This is a genomic window from Sinorhizobium prairiense (assembly GCF_029201645.2).
Classification (GTDB): Bacteria; Pseudomonadota; Alphaproteobacteria; order Rhizobiales; family Rhizobiaceae; genus Sinorhizobium; species Sinorhizobium meliloti_A.
Genome location: NZ_CP104131.1, coordinates 1,118,531 through 1,137,580 on the forward strand (window position 1 = coordinate 1,118,531; position 19,050 = coordinate 1,137,580).

A 19,050-nucleotide genomic window follows, 5' to 3' on the forward strand; every position below is an offset into this window, starting at 1 on the left:
GGCCGCGCATCAATCCAGCAGCGTAAGTTGGGCGGCGTAACGCTGCCAATTCTTCACATAATGTTCGGCCGAACGCTTCAATCCCTCGACGGCGGCGTCATCGAGGGTCCGCACCACCTTGGCCGGAGCGCCGACGATGAGAGAATTGTCGGGGAATTCCTTCCCCTCGGTGACCAGCGCGTTGGCGCCGACGAGGCAATTGCGGCCGATCTTCGCGCCGTTCAATATCGTCGCTCCCATGCCGATCAGCGAATTGTCGCCGATGGTGCAGCCGTGAACGATAGCCCGGTGACCGATGGTGCAGCCTTCGCCTATGGAAACCGGGTGACCGGGATCGACATGGATGATGACGGCCTCCTGGATGTTCGTGCGCGCGCCGATGCGGATCGGCTCGTTGTCGCCGCGCAGCGTCGCGCCGAACCAGATGCCGACATCCTCGCCGAGCTCAACCTGCCCGATGATGGTTGCGTCCGGCGCCACCCAGAAGCTGCCTTCGGTCGGCGTCTGCGGTCTGAGCGGTCCTAGAGCGTAAAGCGGCATGGCTGCGTCCTTTGGTCGAAGGCGGTGAATTTCGCCCTTCCGTTTCTCAAACGATGTTGACGGAGATCGCGCCGATCCCGTCGATGCCGCAGGCTACGACATCGCCTTGCGTGACGGCACCCACACCTGACGGCGTTCCGGTCATGATGATGTCGCCCGGCGCGAGAGTGAAGAGGCGGGAAAGCTCGGCGATGATCTCGGGCACCTTCCAGATCATCTGGTCGAGGTCGCCCTGTTGGCGCAGTTCGCCATTGACCTTGAGCCATATATTGCCGCTTGCGGGATGACCGATCGCGGTGACTGGGACGATCGCGGAAACCGGCGCGGAATGCTCGAACGCCTTGGCGGCCGTCCACGGCTTGCCTGCCTTCTTGGCTTCCGCCTGCAGATCCCGGCGGGTGAAGTCGATGCCGACGGCATAACCGAAGATGTGATCGGCGGCCTGCTCGACGGGAATGTCCGCGCCCCCGGTGCGCATGGCGACGACCAGCTCAACCTCGTGATGAACGTCGGAAGAGCGCGTCGGATAGGGAAAATCCTCGCCCGGCGGCAGAAGATTGTCGGCGTTTTTCTGAAAGAAGAAGGGCGCCTCACGGTCCGGGTCGTGACCCATCTCGCGGGCGTGGGCCGCATAGTTGCGGCCGACACAATAGACCCGGCGCACCGGAAACCCGACGGAGCTGCCGGAGATCGGCAGCAGGACGAGGGGCGGGGGTGTCAGGGCTGTCTGCATGATCGTCCGGCTCCATCATTCGGTCTCGGTCTGGCCCGAGCGGTTCGTTCGCAGAAATCGACGCACCAGCACCGCCCCCTGAGGTCGGGGCGACGCCGAAGCGAATCTGGAGAGAAGGACGTTAGCAGCCGGACGGGCTGCTGCAATAGGCAGGGCGTGAGAATGATGCCTGAGCCGTGCTCTCCGGGTCAGGCGCAGCGCGCATAGGCCTCGAGTTGGTCACGCGTGAGGAAGCGGCCGTCGGACCGCGAGTTGAGTTCCGGATGACTGTATTCGAGGCTTGGTACCTGGGGAAGCTCAAGGGCCTGGCGCACGGTCATGATGCCGATTTCCTTACGGCCGCTTTCGCGCCTCATGCTGACTTCGACGATACGATAGAGATTACGCTCTCTCATCATAGCTCTCCCGTATTATTTCTTATGTCCCTCTTTTGATGGGACCTTAAACATTCGATATTGGTTTTTGTAAGACGGAATAGAATATAACGCCGCCAGATGAAGCCTTCACGACAGAAATCGGGCGAATTCGCGAAGATTTCACACTCATTTCGAGGCTGGACCGCGCGATTGCAAAGATCGCATTCTCATATTCGCGGATTAACACACGGGAACGGTTATATTAGAGGTTTCTTTGTTTTTCAAGCCGACCGGCCGGGTGTGACCGAATATTGCGCCGCACAAGAATTGTATTACCAATACACGGGGTCCGACTGGAGGCGCCCAGCATCGATCCACCCAGGCGGAAAATCGTCGCCAATCAGCCATCGTCATCGACAACCTCTATAACCGCAAGCGCAAAGGATCGATCAGTGTTGCGGTCGGTTGCCCGGTATATCGTGAGCTAAGGCCTGTTGAGATTCGGGCCGCCCGCCGCGGCTTGTTTGATTTCCTCATTCCTGTGCTTGTCACAGGGGTGCAGCCAGACCAAGTCCTTGGGCTGGAAAGGCTCTTTCCGCGCTGCAGACGCGGCGCTGCTGGATCCCTGTGATGAGCACAGGGATGAGGACGGAGGAGAGATTGCAGTCCTCCGATACCTTCCTGAGGCCTGTTGAAATTCGGGCCGCCCGCCGCCGCCTGTTTGATTTCCCTCATTCCTGTGCTCGTCACAGGAATCCAGCCAGACCAAGTCCGTGGGCTGAAAGAACGTTTCCCGCGCCGCAGACGCGGCGCTGCTGCATCCCTGTGACAAGCACAGGGATGAGGAGGGAGGAAAGATTGCCGTCCTCTGAACAGTTTCCTACAGCGCCGCGCGTCTTATGAGACGCGCAAAGGTCGCTGGAGCACTTTGAGCTGCATCGCCATGTGTGCCGACGAAACCGAATAGAGCTTCAACGCCATTATCCATCTCTCAGCAGCCGTCATAAACTCAAAATGAATCTCAACAGGCCCTAGTGCGCTTTAAGACGCGCCTCCTCAGCGGCGGAAAGAAAGAGTCTGCGTGCTTCCTCGCAGGTACGACGCCCGTCGATCGCGGCGCGGCACGCGCTGCGCGCGGCGACATAGTAGGGGCCGCGATACGGCCAATGGTCTGCGAGGCAACGGAGCGCGTCGGACGGTCCCTTGACCATGCGCACGTCACCCCCGGTCATTCCAAGCTCGATGGGATTGCTCCACAAGACCTGCATGCTTCTCCTCCTGGATCGCAGCGACGCAGCAATCAGGCCGCGTCAGGGTATGTTCGGTTCCAATCGGGCGACAAAGCGACGGACACCGGCTTCGATCGCCGCTTTCCCGTTCCCGGGATCATGTACAAGAACGCTGTCGGGCCTGCCGGGTTCCCTCCCGAGAAGCCCGGAGAACGAGCCGAGCGCTTCAATGTAGCTCAGGGAATCCGGTTTGTCCGCAATTTTGCTGGAACACGATTTTCCTCCTGCCCGCCGCCGCGGCCGATCAGATATCTTCGCCGCAGCGACGCTTTGCTCATGGTCGAAGGAGCCCTTATCTGGAGTTGTCCTTTCCCTCGCCACCCGTATTGCGCTGCATCCCCTCAAAAGGCGGGGTTTCAAGCACTTGGCCCCCATTCTATACCTTTTCTGCTGTTGGAGGGCTCGAATGGTGAGGGTTGCAGAGATCCGTTTGACTTGGTTGCCGCTGCAGAATGGGACTTTCTGCGCGATGCTTGGCAGACATGAAGTCGCCTTCGTCATGAAACGTCAGGCCATGAGCGATTGGGCCTGGCGCATCTCCCATTGCAACGGTACCGGTGAAACGGGCTTCCGCTACGCGCCGACGCTCGAGGGCGCCAAGGCGGAGGTTCTTGCCGGCATCCAGGAGTGGTTCCGCCAAGCGGGATTTCAATGAGCTTCGACCGCGTCTGATTGCGGCAGTAGAGCGGGATGAGGAGAAAAGTGTGCCGTTTTCCGCCCGCATCCCGCTCTAACTTCGTAGAGTTCGATCACGTTCATGATGTTAGGTCGACCCGACCTGAATCATCGTGATCCAACGACTATTGCTACCGTGTCAGTCGCTCGACGTGGAAGCGGGAGTTTCGCCGCCGCCGGAGCCGCTATCCTGGCCACCGCCTGAGCCGCTGTCCTGACCGCCGCCGGAGCCTTCGCCGCCACCGGAGCCTTCGCCGCCACCGGAGCCGCTGTCCTGACCGCCGCCTGAGCCGCTATCCTGGCCGCCGCCGGAACCGCTGTCCTGGCCACCGCCGGAACCGCTGTCCTGGCCACCGCCGGAGCCGGTATCCTGACCGCCGCCGGAGCCGGTATCCTGGCCGCCGCCGGAGCCGCTGTCCTGGCCACCGCCGGAGCCGGTATCCTGACCGCCGCCGGAGCCGCTGTCCTGACCGCCGCCGGAGCCGGTATCCTGACCGCCGCCGGAACCGGTATCCTGACCGCCGCCGGAACCGCTGTCCTGGCCACCGCCGGAACCGCTGTCCTGGCCGCCGCCGGAGCCGGTATCCTGACCGCCGCCGGAGCCGCTGTCCTGACCGCCACCGGAGCCCGTCTCCTGACCTCCGGCTGGCGCGCTCCCGGCGTCGGCAACCACAAGGACGTCACCATGAGGACCGGCAAGCGCTGTACTCTGACGCAGGCCGTCATCGAACGACGCGAGTGAGGCAAATGGCGTGGCAACGACATAGGCGAGACCAAGCAATGAGCCGATGATAGTTTTTCCTGTTCTACGCATTGTCCTGCTTCCTTCCCTGAAAGTTTAGGACATGTTTCGAACCTCAGCCTCCAGCGCGGCGCAGGATGGCACAGAAAGTGATGCCTTACGCAAGAATATTATAACCGTCTGATCTTCAACTGAATATCCAGTTACAGCCCTCAGGAGCCGCCCGAATTTTGCCACAAGATACAATCGACAGTATTAGTTGCGAAGGAACAATACATCCGAACATCTGTTTCGGATCTGTTTCTTCTATCGGTTATATTAACGATCCCTCTTTCACTCGGCGATTGTGCACGTGATTTGCTACAAGCCTCGGACCGCTGCCGTATGTAGCAATGAGCTGACGAGACAGGATGGAATCGGGCCACAGACGAGAAGACGGAAAGCCGGTATTTCAAGGCACCCGTCTTTGCGGTGGCCGCCGTCGCATGGAGGCCTATCCGGCAGGAAGATACGGCTGCTTCGAGTCCCCCGCGAATATCCTCGGTTTCGCCGAGTCCTCACGGGAGAACGCGGATGACCGTCTTTCCGGCGCGTCGCTCCGTAGAATTGAAGGTGGCGATCGCATCGTCCAGACTTGAAATCTTGCCGATGTTCGTCCGCAGTCTTCCGTCCCGGACGCGCTGAACGATCTCCGAGAGCTGGCCACGATCAGCCTCTACGACGAAGTCAACCACCAGGCCATCCACAGGTCGGATATCCGTCGGTCCGACGGCTGTCACAAGCGTTCCTCCGGCCCGGATCAGCGGTACGGACCGCCTCTGAACATCGCCGCCGATAACGTCGAATACCAGATCGACGCGGCCGACGTCTTCCAGGGTGTCGTTTCCAAGATCGACGAATTCATTTGCACCGAAGTCCAGAGCTCTCTGGCGGTCAGCGGCGCGTCCGGTGCCGATGACATAGGCGCCGGCTTCCCGCGCAAGCTGGGTCACGATCGAGCCGACGGCGCCAGCTGCGCCATGTGCGAGGACGCTCTGCCCCGCCTGAAGGCGGCCATGCTGAAACAGTCCCTGCCATGCGGTCAGGCCGGATATTGGCAGGCTTGCGCCCACCGTGAAGTCGACGTTGCCGGGCAATGGCGCGAGGTTGCGGGCCTCCATGGCGACGTACTCAGCGAGTGTGCCGTCGCGATACCAGTCCGACAGGCCGAACACCCGCTGGCCGATCGACAGCCCCGTGGTGCCATAGCCCAGCGCGGTGATCACACCGGCCAGCTCATGGCCGAGAATCGATGGCGTCCGGTCACGAAAGGCCCGATCCGTCCAAGTTGAAGGCCAATCCAGTTCGGTGTTGACGAACCCCGCCGCATGAACCTCAACGACGACGTCGTTTATCGCGGCCTGCGGCTCGGGTCGCTCCACCAGCTTCATTCCGGCTGTTCCCGCAGCCTGGTCGGTCACTACGATCGCTTTCATGGGAATTGTCTCCTCAGATATTTGTTGGCTTGTAATAATTCAGGCGTGGAAGATGTTTTCGATCTCCCGCGCAACTCGTTACCGGCTTGACGCCTTTTCAAAGACCTTGTTGTCGAGTTGCTGTGTGATGTCGCGCGGCGAGCCCGGCTTATTTCGGGTTCAACCGCGCGGAGATTGCGACAGGACCGGGCTTAGATAGAGCCGGCCGGGGTAACGGCGGGAAAGTCCCGCTCGGGGTCGAACACATTGTTGAAGAAGTTCGTCAGGGAGTACATGGCGACCAGCGCAACGATCTCGATGATGTTCGCATCGGTGTAGCCGACGTCGCGGACGGCTTTCAGATCGGCATCACCAACGTGCCCTCGGGCCTCGATGACTTTGCGCGCGAACTGGACTGCGGCGTCTCGTTTCGGGTCGTTTGCATGACCATTCCGGGCGAGAATGATGTCATCCGCCGATAACTTTGCCATATGTTCCGCGGTGTAGCTGTGGACCGTCAGGCAATAATTGCAGCCATTCACCTCCGAGACGGCAAGGCCGATACTATCGCGCGTCCTCACATCGAGCGCCTTGCTGAGGGAGCCAAGCAGCGTGGCCCATGCGTTGAACGCGATCGGGCTCTGCGCGAAGGCCGCCATCATATTTGGGGTGAACCCGATGCTCTTCGTGAATGCATCGAGAGTTGGTTTCGATTCTGCCGGTACATGTTCGGGTTCCAGGGCAACAGTTCTAGACATCATACTCTCCATAAGTAACTGTTTGGACTGTGGATTATGCAAAGGACAGGACGTCGGCCACCGGCAGGCGCGGCTTCTGCGGCCAGTTGCCGGTCCGCTCCGGCCCGACGGTCAGAAGCATGACCGGCACTTCGTCCTCGGTCAGGCCGAACTCGCGGTGCACGGCTTCCGCGTCGAACCCGATCATCGGCGTCGAACCCAGGCCGAGGGAGCGAGCTGCATAGATGATGGCCGCGGTGCCGAAGGTAGCGGAACGTACCGCCTCGTCGCGCTGCCGCTGGGGTTGACCGTCATACAGCCCGCGAGCGGGGATTTCCCATTCCGGCACCAGGTGCGCTGGCATGATGCCGGCTTCCACTACCGGCGCCAGGCGCTCCGGGACGGTGCTGGCATCGGCCAACCTGCCGACGATGATGAAGGTAACGGCGGCGTCGGTGATTGCGGGCTGGTTCCAGGCGATCGGACGTAGCCGTGCCTTGGCGTCAGGCGTACGGACTGCGATAAACCGCCAGTTCTGCAGGTGGAACGATGTCGGCGCGGAGGTGCCGATCCGCACCAGGTCGCGGATCTCACCATCGCTCAGGGTGGCGGCTGGGTCGTAGTACTTGGCAGCACTACGGCTCAGAATGGTTTCGATGACGGCATTCGTCGGCGTTGGCTGCGCGTGCGAATGGGACGGTTGGGGCGCGAGAGCGATTCCGGGGATCTCGGTCCGTGCGTGGATTTCGACGTCTGTGCCGGTTGCGGTTTCGTTGGCGGCGATACTGATGCAGTTCATTGGATGGCTCCTTCATCAAGTGATGACGGAACCCAATTTACGAATGACGATGCAAACATCGAGACTGGATTGGCTCAATATAATGCGCGAAAGGATCAATCTGGCGGATATCAGCTAAGATCGTCCTGGGCCTACGCGCCATTGTGCGCCAGTCGGCGCCATTCCCCCGGCGTCATCCCCATCCTTTCCGCAAACACCCGTCGGAATGCGGAAACGGATTGATATCCCACCGTCTCGGCCACGGCTTCAGTGCTTATTGCCGGCTTCTTGAGTTCGTTGGCTGCCAAACTCATGCGGAGATCGGTCAACAAATCGAGCGCGGAGCAACCTAGCCTGTCTTGAAAGTGCCGCATGAACGTGGCGCGTGACATGCCGCACAAATCCGCCAGATCAGGCAGTTTCCATGGATGGGCCGGATCGCCAAGCATGGCCGCAATGGCTGGAGCAAGTCGCGGATGGCCGGCCAGGGCCAACAAGCCTTCGGGGGCTTTCTCGGATTCGCTCGCCGCTCGCAGTACCAGTGTGAACAGGGCCGAAGAAAGGGCGTTGAGAACGGCGCGTCCTCCCGCTCGGTCGCCGGCGGACTCCATACGCATCAGCCTCACCAGACTGGCCAGTTGGTTGGAAGCGGAACCGATACCATCTTCTCCACGGCTGTCCGTGGCCCGCGCCACGAGATTTGTGGGCAGGTAGTTACGGATCAGTCGATCATGGGGCGGCGCGATGAAAAATCGACCGCACAACAGATCGAGTTGCTCGCCCTGGCTATCGTTCTCGCTCAGCATCCATCCGGCAGACCTCCGGTGTTGCCGGGTATGGATAGGAGTTTGCCCGCTACCGTCGTGCAGTACATGCGCGGCACCATGAGGTAGCAGCACGATATCTCCGCTCACCAACTCCCTCGTCGTTTTCGTCTCCGGATCCTCGAAAATGGCCCGACCCTGGACGATGGCGTGGTAGGGGATTTCGTTCGCCGCAGCCCGGCCCCAGTCCACGCGCCATGGCGCACCGTAGGTACAGCGGACCTCGAGCTGACCGGTTACGGTGACGATTTGCAGGAGATGGCTCAACCAATCGACTTCAGACATTGGACCTCGAGACTTTCAGGAAATCGCCATGTGATTGAAATAGTCGCGGCAGACATCCTCGACCGGGATGATCGCCTTTCTGCCCATTCCGGCACTTCGCTAGACGATGGTGCCCATGTTTTTGCTATAAGCCTCCGGCCATTTGCTACATTGTAGCAATAGCACAGCAGGAACGGGCTAAAAACGCGTCAAATGAGAGCCAACCGGACATGAAAGAAACAGCGCAAACCGCTGGTAAGCAAGATAAAAACAGGTACTTCAAGGCACCCGTCTTTGCCGTTGCGCCGATGATCGATTGGACAGATCGTCATTATCGGTTTTTCGCGCGCCTGCTCTCGAGGCATGCTTTGCTCTATACGGAAATGATCGTCGCGGATGCGATTCTGCGCGGCGATCGGGAAAAGCTGCTCGGCCACGATGCCTCTGAACATCCGGTCGCCCTGCAGCTCGGCGGCAGCGATCCGACGAAGATGGCGGAGGCGGCGCGCATTGCCGAAGGCTTCGGCTACGACGAGATCAACATGAATGTCGGCTGCCCGTCAGATCGGGTGCAGTCCGGCACCTTTGGCGCTTGTCTGATGCAGGAGCCGGCGTTGGTCGCCGACTGCATCGCGGCGATGAAGGCGGCGGTCAAGATTCCGGTCACGGTCAAATGTCGTATCGGCGTCGACGATCAGGATCCGGAAGTCGCGCTTCGCGACCTCGTCGGGCGCGTCAAGGATGCCGGAACGGATGCCGTGTGGGTGCATGCGCGAAAGGCATGGCTCAAAGGACTGAGCCCGAGAGAGAACCGCGAGGTTCCGCCGCTCGACTATGGCCTCGTACACCGCCTCAAGGCGGAAAATACGAATCTTTTCATTGGTCTCAATGGGGGTCTTCAAAAGCTGGATCAGGCGCTGTCCCACCTCGATCCGCGGTCGCTACCGAGGGGAGGAGCCACCGGGACTGCGGCAGAGGCCGCATGCGGCGCTCCTCTCGACGGTGTGATGCTGGGCCGTGCGGCCTATCACGACAGCGGCCTGCTGACTGCCGCCGACGGCTATTTCGTCCACCCGCTGACGGGGGCCGCGCCCATGCCGATCGACCCCGACGGCTTTTCCGATCGTAACCATAATCTGTCGCTGGAATTCTGGTCCGGTATCCGCGATGCCATGGCGAACCATGCCGCTGCGCATATCGAGAATGGCGGCCGGCTGATCCATGTGACGCGGCACATGGTCGGGCTCTTCCAAGGCTGGCCCGGCGCGCGGCGCTATCGTCAGATACTCTCTGCCGACGCCACCCGCAAGGACGCCGGTCCGCAAGTCATCCACACTGCTTTCGACGCGGTGTTCGAGGCGGTAACGGCAAGGCAGGCGGCAGAGTGACGCGACTGCGCCGCCAGTCTCCTTCGCCGGCGAGGGGAAGGCGGGCGGCGGGTGGGATGGGGTGCTCTCCAACGAAAAGCGGCGCCTCTTGCGAAGCGCCGCTCTTCACGCTTTGTCGAACGCCAGGCTTAGAGAGCCTGGAGGTTGACGGCCTTCGGGCCCTTGCCCATGCGATCCGGCTCCGTGTCGAAGCTGACCTCCTGGCCATCGTTCAATGTCGTGAGGCCTGCGGCCTGGACAGCGGTGATGTGGACGAAAACGTCCTTCGAACCGCCTTCCGGCGTGATGAAACCAAAACCCTTGTCCTGGTTGAAGAATTTGACGATGCCTTTGGTGGCCATGGAAGAAGTCCTTTTCCTTCAGTCTGTCTTTGCCGCAACCCTGCGCTTCAATATCACGCATCGGTTGCTTTAGGTAGTGTGTCCGCGCCCCCGGAAGGAAGCGAACGTGTCGTCTTCAGCGAAATGCGCTGAAAGGCGTCGAGTGGTCACGATATCGGGGAAAAGACGTCTACGATGCCGCTTGCGGCTGTCCCGGCGTCAAGCCAGGCTCAAAGCGAAAGTCCAGTCTCCGGGATTGAAAACGCCCGAACGGCAATAGGATTGGCAGTATTCCGTGAAAAAGGCAAGGGGAGTTCTTGCGGTCCCGCACCTGCGGGCAATGCCTTATGCCGAAGGCGCCCGCGTGACCTCGCGGTGCCGTGTGTCGCGAGGCAAATGTCGTGGATTGCCTCGTTTCGACCACATTTTCGTCGCGGCACTAGGTTGAGCCTGCACTCTCCCCGTGAGCCTCGCGGGCTTGCTGCTGCCGCGGCGAACCGGTAGGTCTGTACCGGAAACGAATATGCGAGTTGACGATGAGCAGGTGGCCGGCGTGATTGATCCCTATGCCCTCCTTGGAATTGAGCGCGACGCCGACGAGCGGGCGGTCCGGACGGCCTATCGCCGGGCGGTGAAGACCGCGCATCCCGACCGCGGCGGTGATGCCGAGCAGTTCGGCAAGCTGCAGGCGGCCTACGATCTCCTGAAGGATCCGGTGCGCCGCAAAGTCTACGATGACACCGGTTACGATCCCCAGCTCGCCGACCCGAAAGACCTCAAGGGCCTCATGATGCTGGAGACCCTCGTCAACGACTTCATACTCGATGAACGCGAGCCCGGTAGTTTCGATCCGGTGGCGGCGATGCGACGCAAGCTTTCCGATGACATCGTCAAAAACCGCTTCCACATTTTGGAACTGGAACGCCACCGCTCCCGCGTGCGCAAGCATCTCGACCGCATCGGCAGGCGGCCCGAGACAGACGTGCTCGGCTCCATGCTGCGCGCCCGCAGCCAGTCGATCGCCGAGGCGATCAGGAACGCCGAAGCCCAGATCGAGGCGATCGAGCAGGCCTACTCCATGCTCGAGGGATATTCCTACGAGTTGGAAGCGGTGGAGGCGAAGGCGCGCGCGGCGGAGTAGAGCAGGTGCGGTCGTCGGTCCATGGCAGGGTGACCGCTCGTTGGAGCTGTGAAACGCGAAGCGCATAGTTCAACAAGCCCGACTTTCTCCGGAACGCAACGGGAGCCGGACTGGCCGTGCCGGCTATGAGAGCCGGCCACGGCGCTCTCGTCATTTGCCATCGGCGCTGTCGAGCGCTCCTGCGAGCAATCCTTCAGGCGCCCGACCCGCCGTCATCGCTGCTATCGTGGTCCTGGTTAGTCCTGGTTACCTTTAAGGCCGCGATCTTGGCTGCCTTTGCCGTTGTCCTGGTTGCCCTTGCCGTCGTCCTGGTTGCCCTTGCCGTGGTCCTGGTTACCCTTGCCGTGGTCCTGGTTACCCTTGCCGTGGTCCTGGTTACCCTTGCCATGGTCCTGGTTACCCTTGCCGGTGTCTTGACCACCGCCACCGCCACCGCCGCCGCCGCCGCCGCCACCGCCGCCGCCGCCGCCGCCGCCGCCGCCGCCGCCGCCACCGCCGCCGCCGCCGCCACCGCCGCCGCCACCGCCGCCACCGTCATCGCCATTCAGGCCGCGGGTGGAGGTCGTGGAAAATGAATTGCCGATGGCCGCCGTGGAGAGGGGCGGGCATTGCTCTATTTGCCCGGCCGTGAGGATTTCCGCTCTGTTCTGAGCCATGCAGCAAGCTTCGTAGTTGGCGTCGGTCAGAGGGCTGCACTGCTCGGCCATGAGCATGGGGCCCGTAAGGTTCTGGGCGTGCGCGGGAATCGTTGCCGAAGTTGAAAAACCGACTGACATAAGAGCCAGACCGGTGCTCGTAAGAAATACATCCAGGGTTTTCATATTTTCCTCCCTAAATTAGTGACAACTTAAATTCGTGTCGGGAAGGAAATGTTCCGTAAAAATTTAAGGGTTTCGCGGGTATGTCGGGCTAATCATTTCGGGCTACCCATAAAAAATTGGGGTAACGGTGGCGTCGTTGCACTCGTTCTGAGGTCGCTCTCGCAGCGACCGCTTTGGTTGATTCGATGTCTGGAAAGGCCTGGCAACGGCCCAGTGTCAGTCCTATCGGGATCCTTGGATCCCGATAGGGCTGGCTCAGCGTCCCGGACGCCCCGTCTTGCCCTTCGTCCGGCTCTTGCGCCGCTTTTCCTCCGCCGGCTCCTCGTAGGACCCTACGCCCGGCTTGGCGCGGGTGAGGGTCGGCTTCTCCGGTGCCGGTCCCGGTACCGGCTTCTCCGTGCGGCCGACGGTCATTTCGTCCAGGGTGTTTTTCCTGAAAAGCGACTGCCCCTCATCTGCCTTTCGGGCACCTTCTCCCCGGCCGCGGGAAGAGGGGATCGCCACGTCGCGGCCCATTTCATCGAGTTCGGGTTTGCGGAAGAGGGGACGTTCGGTGTCGGTCCCCGGGCCCATATTGTCGAGCGAGGGCTTCTGGAAGTAGGATTCTGTCTTTCCCTCCCCCTTGTGGGAAGGGTGGCCCGAAGCTCCGGGAGGGGTGTCGCCTTGCCCCTCCGCAACCCTCCCCACAAGGGGGAGGGTGTCCATTGTGCCGGGCATGCCCTTGCTGGCCCGCTTGCTGCTCTCCTGCGATTTCGCTTCCTCTCGCGCCATCGGGTCGTCCAGCACGGCCAGTTCGGCCGCCTTGAGGCGCTTGATCTCGTCGCGCAGGCGTGCGGCCTTTTCGAAGTCGAGATCCGCGGCGGCGTCGCGCATCTGTTTTTCCAGTGCGTTGAGGTGCGCCTGGAGATTGTTGCCGACGAGGTGGCCGCCATCGGCAAAGCCCTTGCCGGCGACGCCGGAAATATCGGCGCGGACATGGTCGCGTTCGTAGACCGAATCGAGGATGTCGGAGATCTTCGCCTTGACCGATTCGGGCGTGATGCCGTGCTCGGCATTGTAGGCCATCTGTTTCTCGCGGCGGCGGCTGGTCTCCTCCATCGCCCGCTGCATCGAGCCGGTGATCGTGTCGGCATAGAGGATGACCTTGCCGTCGACGTTACGGGCGGCGCGGCCGATCGTCTGGATGAGCGACGTTTCCGAGCGCAGGAAGCCTTCCTTGTCGGCATCGAGAATGGCGACGAAGCCGCATTCGGGAATATCGAGACCCTCGCGCAGGAGGTTGATGCCGACCAGCACGTCGAAGGCGCCGAGGCGCAGATCGCGGATGATCTCGATGCGTTCGAGCGTGTCGATGTCGGAATGCATGTAGCGCACCCGCACGCCCTGTTCGTGCAGATACTCGGTCAGGTCCTCGGCCATGCGCTTGGTGAGCACGGTGACGAGGGTGCGGTAGCCCGCTGCGGCGGTCTCGCGGATCTCGCCGAGCACGTCGTCCACCTGCGTCTTGGCGGAGCGCACCTCCACCGGCGGATCGATGAGGCCGGTCGGACGGATCACCTGTTCGGCGAAGACGCCGCCGGCCTGTTCCATCTCCCAGGCGCCGGGCGTTGCCGACACGGCGATGGTGTCGGGGCGCATTGCGTCCCATTCCTCGAAGCGCAGTGGCCGGTTGTCCATGCAGGAGGGCAGGCGGAACCCGTACTCGGCGAGCGTCGCCTTGCGGCGGAAGTCGCCGCGATACATGCCACCGATCTGCGGAATGGTGACGTGACTCTCGTCGATGAAGATCAGCGCATCGTCCGGAATATATTCGAACAGCGTCGGCGGCGGCTCGCCCGGCCTGCGGCCGGTGAGATAGCGCGAATAGTTCTCGATGCCCTGGCAGGAGCCGGTGGCCTCGAGCATCTCGATGTCGTAACGGGTGCGCTGCTCCAGCCGCTGCGCTTCCAGAAGGCGCCCGGCGCGTTCCAGTTCGGCGAGACGCTGGCTCATTTCCTCCTTGATCGCCTTGATCGCGGCGTTCAGCGTCGGCCGCGGCGTCACATAGTGCGAATTGGCGTAGATCTTCACCGACTTGAGGTCACCGGTCTTCTGGCCGGTGAGCGGATCGAACTCGGTGATCGAGTCGATCTCGTCTCCGAACATCGAGATGCGCCAGGCGGCATCCTCCAGGTGGGCGGGAAAGATTTCGATCGTGTCGCCGCGCACGCGGAAGGAGCCCCGCTGAAAGTCCATGTCGCGGCGCTTGTATTGCTGCGCGACCAGGTCGGCCAGCAACTGGCGCTGGTCGAGCCGGTCGCCGACGCTCATCTGGAAGGTCATTGCCGTATAGGTCTCGACCGAACCGATACCGTAAATGCAGGAGACCGAGGCGACGATGATGACGTCGTCGCGTTCGAGCAGCGAACGCGTCGCCGAGTGGCGCATGCGGTCGATCTGCTCGTTGATCGACGATTCCTTCTCGATGTAGGTGTCCGAGCGCGGCACGTAGGCTTCCGGCTGGTAGTAGTCGTAATAGGAGACGAAATATTCGACCGCATTGTCCGGGAAGAAGTTCTTGAACTCGGAATAGAGCTGCGCGGCAAGCGTCTTATTCGGAGCCAGAATGACGGCCGGGCGCTGCGTCGCCTCGATTACCTTGGCCATGGTGAAGGTTTTTCCCGAGCCGGTGACGCCGAGGAGCACCTGATTGCGCTCGCCCGAGGTGAGGCCGTCGACCAGGTCCGCGATCGCCGTCGGCTGGTCTCCGGCCGGCTCGTAGTCCGATTGCATGCGGATCGGGATGCCGCCTTCGGACTTTTCAGGCCGGGCCGGGCGGTGAGGCGTCCAGAGCTTGCCGTCCTTGAACAGCGGATTGCCGCTCTCGATGAGCTTGGCAAGCGCCTCGACGGTGGCGGTGACGCCCGAGCCGGAGGTGAGCTTGTCGGCATCCTCCAAGGCGACATCGAGGCCGGCCACGGGATTGAGCCCCGCGGCCGCACGCGTCTTCGGATCGGTCGTTCCGCCCATCGATGTGCCGCGGGCCGATTTCGACGCGGAGATCTCCACCTTCTTGCGATGCCTGCCGGCCTTGGACGCAACTTCGCGCCGGCTCTCGAAGGTGCTCGCTTCCGCTTCCGATTCGAGCTGCTTCACCCAGTCGGAGACATTGCCGGAAAGGGGCGTACCGGAAAGCGGCGCCTGCGGGGCTTCTTCGAAGCCGCCGGGTGCCGACGATTTCTTCGGGGAATTCTTCGGTGATCTGGCCATGCCGGGAATATGGACAGAGTCCGGTCGAAAGTGAAGGGGGAACGAGTACAAAAGGGAAACGGAAGACCGCGATCCTCACTCGTTTCCTGACCTCCGAGGCGAGGGCTTGAACCGACGGTCGCATCGCTGCACCGGGAGCCGAAGGCACTTGCAACGCCGGCACTCGGCGGAGCATTCTCGGCTTGCGATTCGCGCTCTTCCCGAGGTTTCCATGCCATTTGCCATCAATCCTGCGTATGTCTGGCCGGTCATCCTGCTGCTCCTCTCCAACGTCTTCATGACCTTCGCCTGGTACGGCCACCTGAAGTTCACTTCGTCGCCGCTCTACATCGTCATCGCCGCAAGCTGGGGGATCGCCTTTTTCGAATATTGGCTGGCCGTGCCGGCAAACCGCATCGGACACTCTGTCTATTCGGCCGCGCAATTGAAGACGATGCAGGAGGTGATAACGCTCACCATTTTCGTCCTCTTCTCGATTTTCTGGCTGAAGGAACCGATCGGCTGGCATCAGTTCATCGGCTTCGCGCTGATCGCGCTCGGGGCGTCGTTCATCTTCAAGGGGTGAGACATCGCCACGAGCGGCATCTGCCCCCGTCAATCGAGAAGGTCGAAGGCGCGATACATCCATGTGAGCTGGTAAAGAACCGCGCCCACCAGAAAAGACGCATGGAAGCGCCGGTCGGGCGTGACCGCCGCGATGATGCAGAACGCGATATAGGCCGCGTTGCGAAGCGGATATTCGATCCCGAAGGACTGGAAATAGGCCTTGCCCTTCAAGGCTGTGTCGATGAGGTCGACAGCGAATGCGATGGCGAGGAAGCCGAAGAACCAGGCGCGCCTGGACATAAAATAATGTTCGTAGCCGCTGTACTCGTCGAGAGTCGTCGGAAAGAGGAAGACGCAGAGGAGGAAGAAGACGCAGCTATAGAGGATGACGAACAGGTAGACGCTGACGTCGATCACCGCCAGCGAGTGCAGATGATACTCCCACCACCAGAAATGGACGAGGAAGAAGAACATGAACAGCACCCAGCCGAGGTGTATCCAGTAGACCTTCGTCTTGCCCGGGTGCTGCACGAAAAGCGCAACGCCGCTGAGGAGCCGCGCAAGCGAGAGGCTGATCACCATGCCCATGACGACGCGTATATGCGAAAAGATCGCCGGATCGGGCTGCACCTGCTCCATGAACCAGGCCCTTATTGCTCGGCCGGAACCGGCGTCGGCTTGCCGGTCGAGTCGAGCGCGACCATCACGAAGATGGCGTCGGTGACCTTTTCCATGACATGCGAGAGGTAACGCTGTGCCCATGCCTCGACCTTGAGCGTCATCGACGTCCGCCCGACCTTTACGATGTCGGTATAGATGCACAGTGTGTCGCCGATCTTCACCGGCATGGCGAAGGCCATTTCCTTTACCGCCGCAGTCACGACGCGGCCCCTGGCGCGCTCGGCGGCCCGGATGCCGCAGGAAAGGTCCATCTGCGCCATGACCCAGCCGCCGAAGATGTCGCCGGCGGCATTGGCGTCGCCGGGCATTGCGAGGGTGCGCAAGGTCAGTTCGCCATTCGGCTTGCTTGCTGCGTTCATGCGGCCTGTCTCCCTGTTGACGAACAAGGTTTAACGCACTGCCGTCAGGCGAGCAAAGAGGCGCCGGAACAATTCCACGCTGAAGAAGCAAAAGGCGGCACACGTGACGGTGTTATCGTTAATTTGATCACCCTCAAATCTAGTGAGCGTTTGTTAGGAGCTTTGCAAATAGCCGCTCATATTCTGCATGCCTCGAAATGGAGGCAGGGGATGAGAAGAATTCGAATTTCGGCGCGTCTTTACGCGCTGGTCGCGTTTGCGCTTTTGACGATGGCGGCGGCGCTGACCTTTGGACTGATCCAGGCGCAGGACAAGCTGGTTGCCGAGCGCAAGGCCATGCTCGCGGCGATGAATGAGAACGCGATCAAGGTTTTCGACGCCTATCACGGCCAGGAAAAGGCCGGCACGCTGACGCGCGAGGAGGCGCAGGGCCGCGCACTGGAGGCAATCCGGGCGATGCGCTATCAGGACAGCGGCTATTTCTGGGTGAACGATATGCATCCGAAGATGGTGATGCATCCGATCAAGCCCGAACTCGACGGCGCCGACCTGACGCAGAACAAGGATCCCAACGGCAAGTTCCTGTTCGTGGAATTCGTCAAGACGGTTCAGGCGCACGGCAAGGGCTTCGTCGATTATTACTGGCCGAAGCCCGGCGCCGACCAGCCCGTGCTGAAATATTCGCACGTGGCCGGTTTCGAGCCCTGGGGATGGGTGGTCGGTACCGGTGTTTATGCCGACGACCTGGCCGCCATGTTCCGCGAGCGCGCCTGGCAGATGGCCGGCATTCTGGTCGCGGCAGCGCTCGCGATCCTCATGGCGGCACTGGCGATCGTGCGCAGCGTCGTTCGGCCCATCGAAAAGCTGAAGGTCTCGATGCGGGCGATCGCAGACGAGGACCTTTCCTCGGATGTTCCGGAAACCGATCGCGGCGACGAGATCGGGCAGATGGCACAGGTGCTCGTCGTCCTGCGCGACTCCGTCAAGGAGCGCCTCGAACTGCGATCGCGCGAGGCGGAGCAGCAGGACCGCCTGGACGCAGAACGGCGCGGCAACGAGGAGCGCCAGCGTACGACTGCCGCTACCCAGGCCGAGGCGATGGAGACGCTCGGCGGCGCGCTCGAGCGGCTGGCAAACGGCGACCTCACCGCCGCGGTGGCCCGGATCGCGCCGGAATACGCCAAGCTCAAGGACGACTTCAACACGGCGGTCGCCGCGCTTCGCGACGTCATCGGCGCCATTTCCCAATCCACCGAAATCGTCCATGGCAGTGCCGCCGACATTTCAGAGGCCGCCAACAATCTTTCGCGCCGGACCGAACAGCAGGCGGCGGCACTTGAAGAGACGGCCGCAGCTCTCGACGAGATCACCTCAACCGTACGCCAGGCGTCGGATCGTGCCCTCGAAGCGCGCGACATGGTCGACGAGACGAAGGCGAGCGCGGCGAAATCCGGTGGTATCGTGCGTAATGCGATCGATGCAATGGGGCGGATCGAAGCCTCGTCCAGCCGGATAAGCCAGATCATCGGCGTGATCGATGAGATCGCCTTCCAGACGAACCTGCTGGCGCTGAATGCAGGCGTCGAGGCGGCGCGGGCAGGGGAGGCCGGCCGCGGCTTCGCCGTGGTTGCCCAGGAGGTCCGCGAACTTGCGCAACGCTCGGCCGGCGCAGCAAAGGAGATCAAGGAGCTGATAGGCACCTCGGTGAAGGAGGTTGGCGCCGGCGTCGAACTCGTCCGCTCGACGGGCGATGCGCTGATGGAGATCGAGGCTCTGGTCAACCGTGTCAACGAGCAGGTGGCCGCAATCGCGACCGCTGCTCGGGAACAGGCGACCGGACTGCAGGAGGTCAACACGGCTGTCAACAGCATGGACCAGATGACGCAGCAGAACGCCGCAATGGTCGAGGAGACGACCGCGGCAAGCCAGACGCTGGCGCAGGAAAGTCGCGAGCTGAAGGCGCTGCTCGAACAGTTCAGGCTCGGGGAACGGGGCGCACAGCCGGCCTTTGGCAGGGCAGCCTGAGGCCATCGTAGCCGATCAATGGTCAAAACATGCGGCACCACAGCGCCGCGCGTCTTATAAGATGCGCGGCGCTGTGGGAAGCTTTTCGGAGGACTGCAATCTCTGTGCTCGTCACAGGGATCCAGCAG

Annotated in this window: 19 protein-coding genes; 5 read left to right on the forward strand and 14 right to left on the reverse strand. The window is 61.7% G+C overall.

Features of this window, described 5'->3' with window-relative positions:
• Positions 1-9: 9 nt before the first annotated feature.
• From N0Q91_RS07975 to N0Q91_RS07990, 4 genes are all read right to left on the reverse strand, one after another.
• A complete protein-coding gene (locus N0Q91_RS07975; RefSeq protein WP_275597791.1) occupies positions 10-540 on the reverse strand; it encodes a gamma carbonic anhydrase family protein in 531 nt (176 codons plus the stop codon).
• 46 nt (positions 541-586) lie between these two features.
• Complete coding sequence (locus tag N0Q91_RS07980; RefSeq protein WP_102761302.1) at positions 587-1,273, reverse strand: fumarylacetoacetate hydrolase family protein; 687 nt, start codon at positions 1,271-1,273, stop codon at positions 587-589.
• A 188-nt stretch (positions 1,274-1,461) separates the two neighbouring features.
• Positions 1,462-1,671 carry a hypothetical protein gene (locus N0Q91_RS07985; protein WP_100673707.1) on the reverse strand — a complete coding sequence of 70 codons (210 nt, stop codon included), beginning with the start codon at positions 1,669-1,671 and terminating at the stop codon, positions 1,462-1,464.
• 989 nt (positions 1,672-2,660) lie between these two features.
• Entirely contained in the window at positions 2,661-2,897 is a 237-nt protein-coding gene (locus tag N0Q91_RS07990; RefSeq protein WP_003536844.1) for a DUF982 domain-containing protein, read from the reverse strand.
• Between the two features lie 427 nt (positions 2,898-3,324).
• On the opposite strand from N0Q91_RS07990, the gene N0Q91_RS07995 reads away from it, so the two are divergent.
• The gene (locus N0Q91_RS07995; RefSeq protein WP_100673706.1) at positions 3,325-3,573 is read left to right on the forward strand and encodes a hypothetical protein; all 249 of its coding nucleotides are present in this window, start codon (positions 3,325-3,327) and stop codon (positions 3,571-3,573) included.
• A gap of 159 nt (positions 3,574-3,732) precedes the next feature.
• On the opposite strand, the gene N0Q91_RS08000 is transcribed toward N0Q91_RS07995, so the two are convergent.
• From N0Q91_RS08000 to N0Q91_RS08020, 5 genes are all read right to left on the reverse strand, one after another.
• Positions 3,733-4,407 carry a hypothetical protein gene (locus tag N0Q91_RS08000; protein ID WP_275597792.1) on the reverse strand — a complete coding sequence of 225 codons (675 nt, stop codon included), beginning with the start codon at positions 4,405-4,407 and terminating at the stop codon, positions 3,733-3,735.
• A gap of 485 nt (positions 4,408-4,892) precedes the next feature.
• The gene (locus tag N0Q91_RS08005; protein ID WP_100673704.1) at positions 4,893-5,810 is read right to left on the reverse strand and encodes an NADP-dependent oxidoreductase; all 918 of its coding nucleotides are present in this window, start codon (positions 5,808-5,810) and stop codon (positions 4,893-4,895) included.
• Positions 5,811-6,001: 191 nt separating this feature from the next.
• Positions 6,002-6,547: a carboxymuconolactone decarboxylase family protein gene (locus N0Q91_RS08010; protein ID WP_275598107.1), complete on the reverse strand. Its 546-nt coding sequence runs from the start codon at positions 6,545-6,547 to the stop codon at positions 6,002-6,004.
• A gap of 34 nt (positions 6,548-6,581) precedes the next feature.
• Complete coding sequence (locus N0Q91_RS08015) at positions 6,582-7,325, reverse strand: nitroreductase family protein (RefSeq protein ID WP_275597793.1); 744 nt, start codon at positions 7,323-7,325, stop codon at positions 6,582-6,584.
• A 131-nt stretch (positions 7,326-7,456) separates the two neighbouring features.
• Positions 7,457-8,413, reverse strand: coding sequence for a cupin domain-containing protein (locus N0Q91_RS08020; protein ID WP_275597794.1), 957 nt, complete (start codon positions 8,411-8,413; stop codon positions 7,457-7,459).
• 209 nt (positions 8,414-8,622) lie between these two features.
• Here N0Q91_RS08020 and dusA point away from each other — a divergent pair, with 209 nt between their 5' ends.
• Entirely contained in the window at positions 8,623-9,780 is a 1,158-nt protein-coding gene (gene dusA / locus N0Q91_RS08025) for a tRNA dihydrouridine(20/20a) synthase DusA (RefSeq protein ID WP_275597795.1), read from the forward strand.
• A 128-nt stretch (positions 9,781-9,908) separates the two neighbouring features.
• Here the strand turns inward: dusA and N0Q91_RS08030 are convergent, their stop codons facing one another.
• Positions 9,909-10,121: a cold-shock protein gene (locus N0Q91_RS08030; protein WP_003535347.1), complete on the reverse strand. Its 213-nt coding sequence runs from the start codon at positions 10,119-10,121 to the stop codon at positions 9,909-9,911.
• Positions 10,122-10,623: 502 nt separating this feature from the next.
• Between N0Q91_RS08030 and N0Q91_RS08035 the strand changes: the two genes are divergently transcribed.
• A complete protein-coding gene (locus N0Q91_RS08035; protein WP_018095192.1) occupies positions 10,624-11,241 on the forward strand; it encodes a J domain-containing protein in 618 nt (205 codons plus the stop codon).
• Positions 11,242-11,477: 236 nt separating this feature from the next.
• Here N0Q91_RS08035 and N0Q91_RS08040 read toward each other — a convergent pair whose 3' ends face one another.
• Together N0Q91_RS08040 and uvrB are read right to left on the reverse strand one after the other, a co-directional pair.
• Positions 11,478-12,062 carry a hypothetical protein gene (locus N0Q91_RS08040; RefSeq protein ID WP_275597796.1) on the reverse strand — a complete coding sequence of 195 codons (585 nt, stop codon included), beginning with the start codon at positions 12,060-12,062 and terminating at the stop codon, positions 11,478-11,480.
• A 255-nt stretch (positions 12,063-12,317) separates the two neighbouring features.
• The gene (gene uvrB, locus N0Q91_RS08045; RefSeq protein ID WP_275597797.1) at positions 12,318-15,311 is read right to left on the reverse strand and encodes an excinuclease ABC subunit UvrB; all 2,994 of its coding nucleotides are present in this window, start codon (positions 15,309-15,311) and stop codon (positions 12,318-12,320) included.
• A gap of 211 nt (positions 15,312-15,522) precedes the next feature.
• Here uvrB and N0Q91_RS08050 point away from each other — a divergent pair, with 211 nt between their 5' ends.
• Entirely contained in the window at positions 15,523-15,876 is a 354-nt protein-coding gene (locus N0Q91_RS08050) for a DMT family protein (protein WP_100673067.1), read from the forward strand.
• A 29-nt stretch (positions 15,877-15,905) separates the two neighbouring features.
• Here the strand turns inward: N0Q91_RS08050 and N0Q91_RS08055 are convergent, their stop codons facing one another.
• Complete coding sequence (locus N0Q91_RS08055; protein ID WP_275597798.1) at positions 15,906-16,496, reverse strand: hypothetical protein; 591 nt, start codon at positions 16,494-16,496, stop codon at positions 15,906-15,908.
• A gap of 11 nt (positions 16,497-16,507) precedes the next feature.
• Positions 16,508-16,897, reverse strand: coding sequence for an acyl-CoA thioesterase (locus N0Q91_RS08060; protein ID WP_018095187.1), 390 nt, complete (start codon positions 16,895-16,897; stop codon positions 16,508-16,510).
• Between the two features lie 210 nt (positions 16,898-17,107).
• Here N0Q91_RS08060 and N0Q91_RS08065 point away from each other — a divergent pair, with 210 nt between their 5' ends.
• Positions 17,108-18,922 carry a methyl-accepting chemotaxis protein gene (locus tag N0Q91_RS08065; protein ID WP_018095186.1) on the forward strand — a complete coding sequence of 605 codons (1,815 nt, stop codon included), beginning with the start codon at positions 17,108-17,110 and terminating at the stop codon, positions 18,920-18,922.
• Positions 18,923-19,050: the final 128 nt, after the last annotated feature.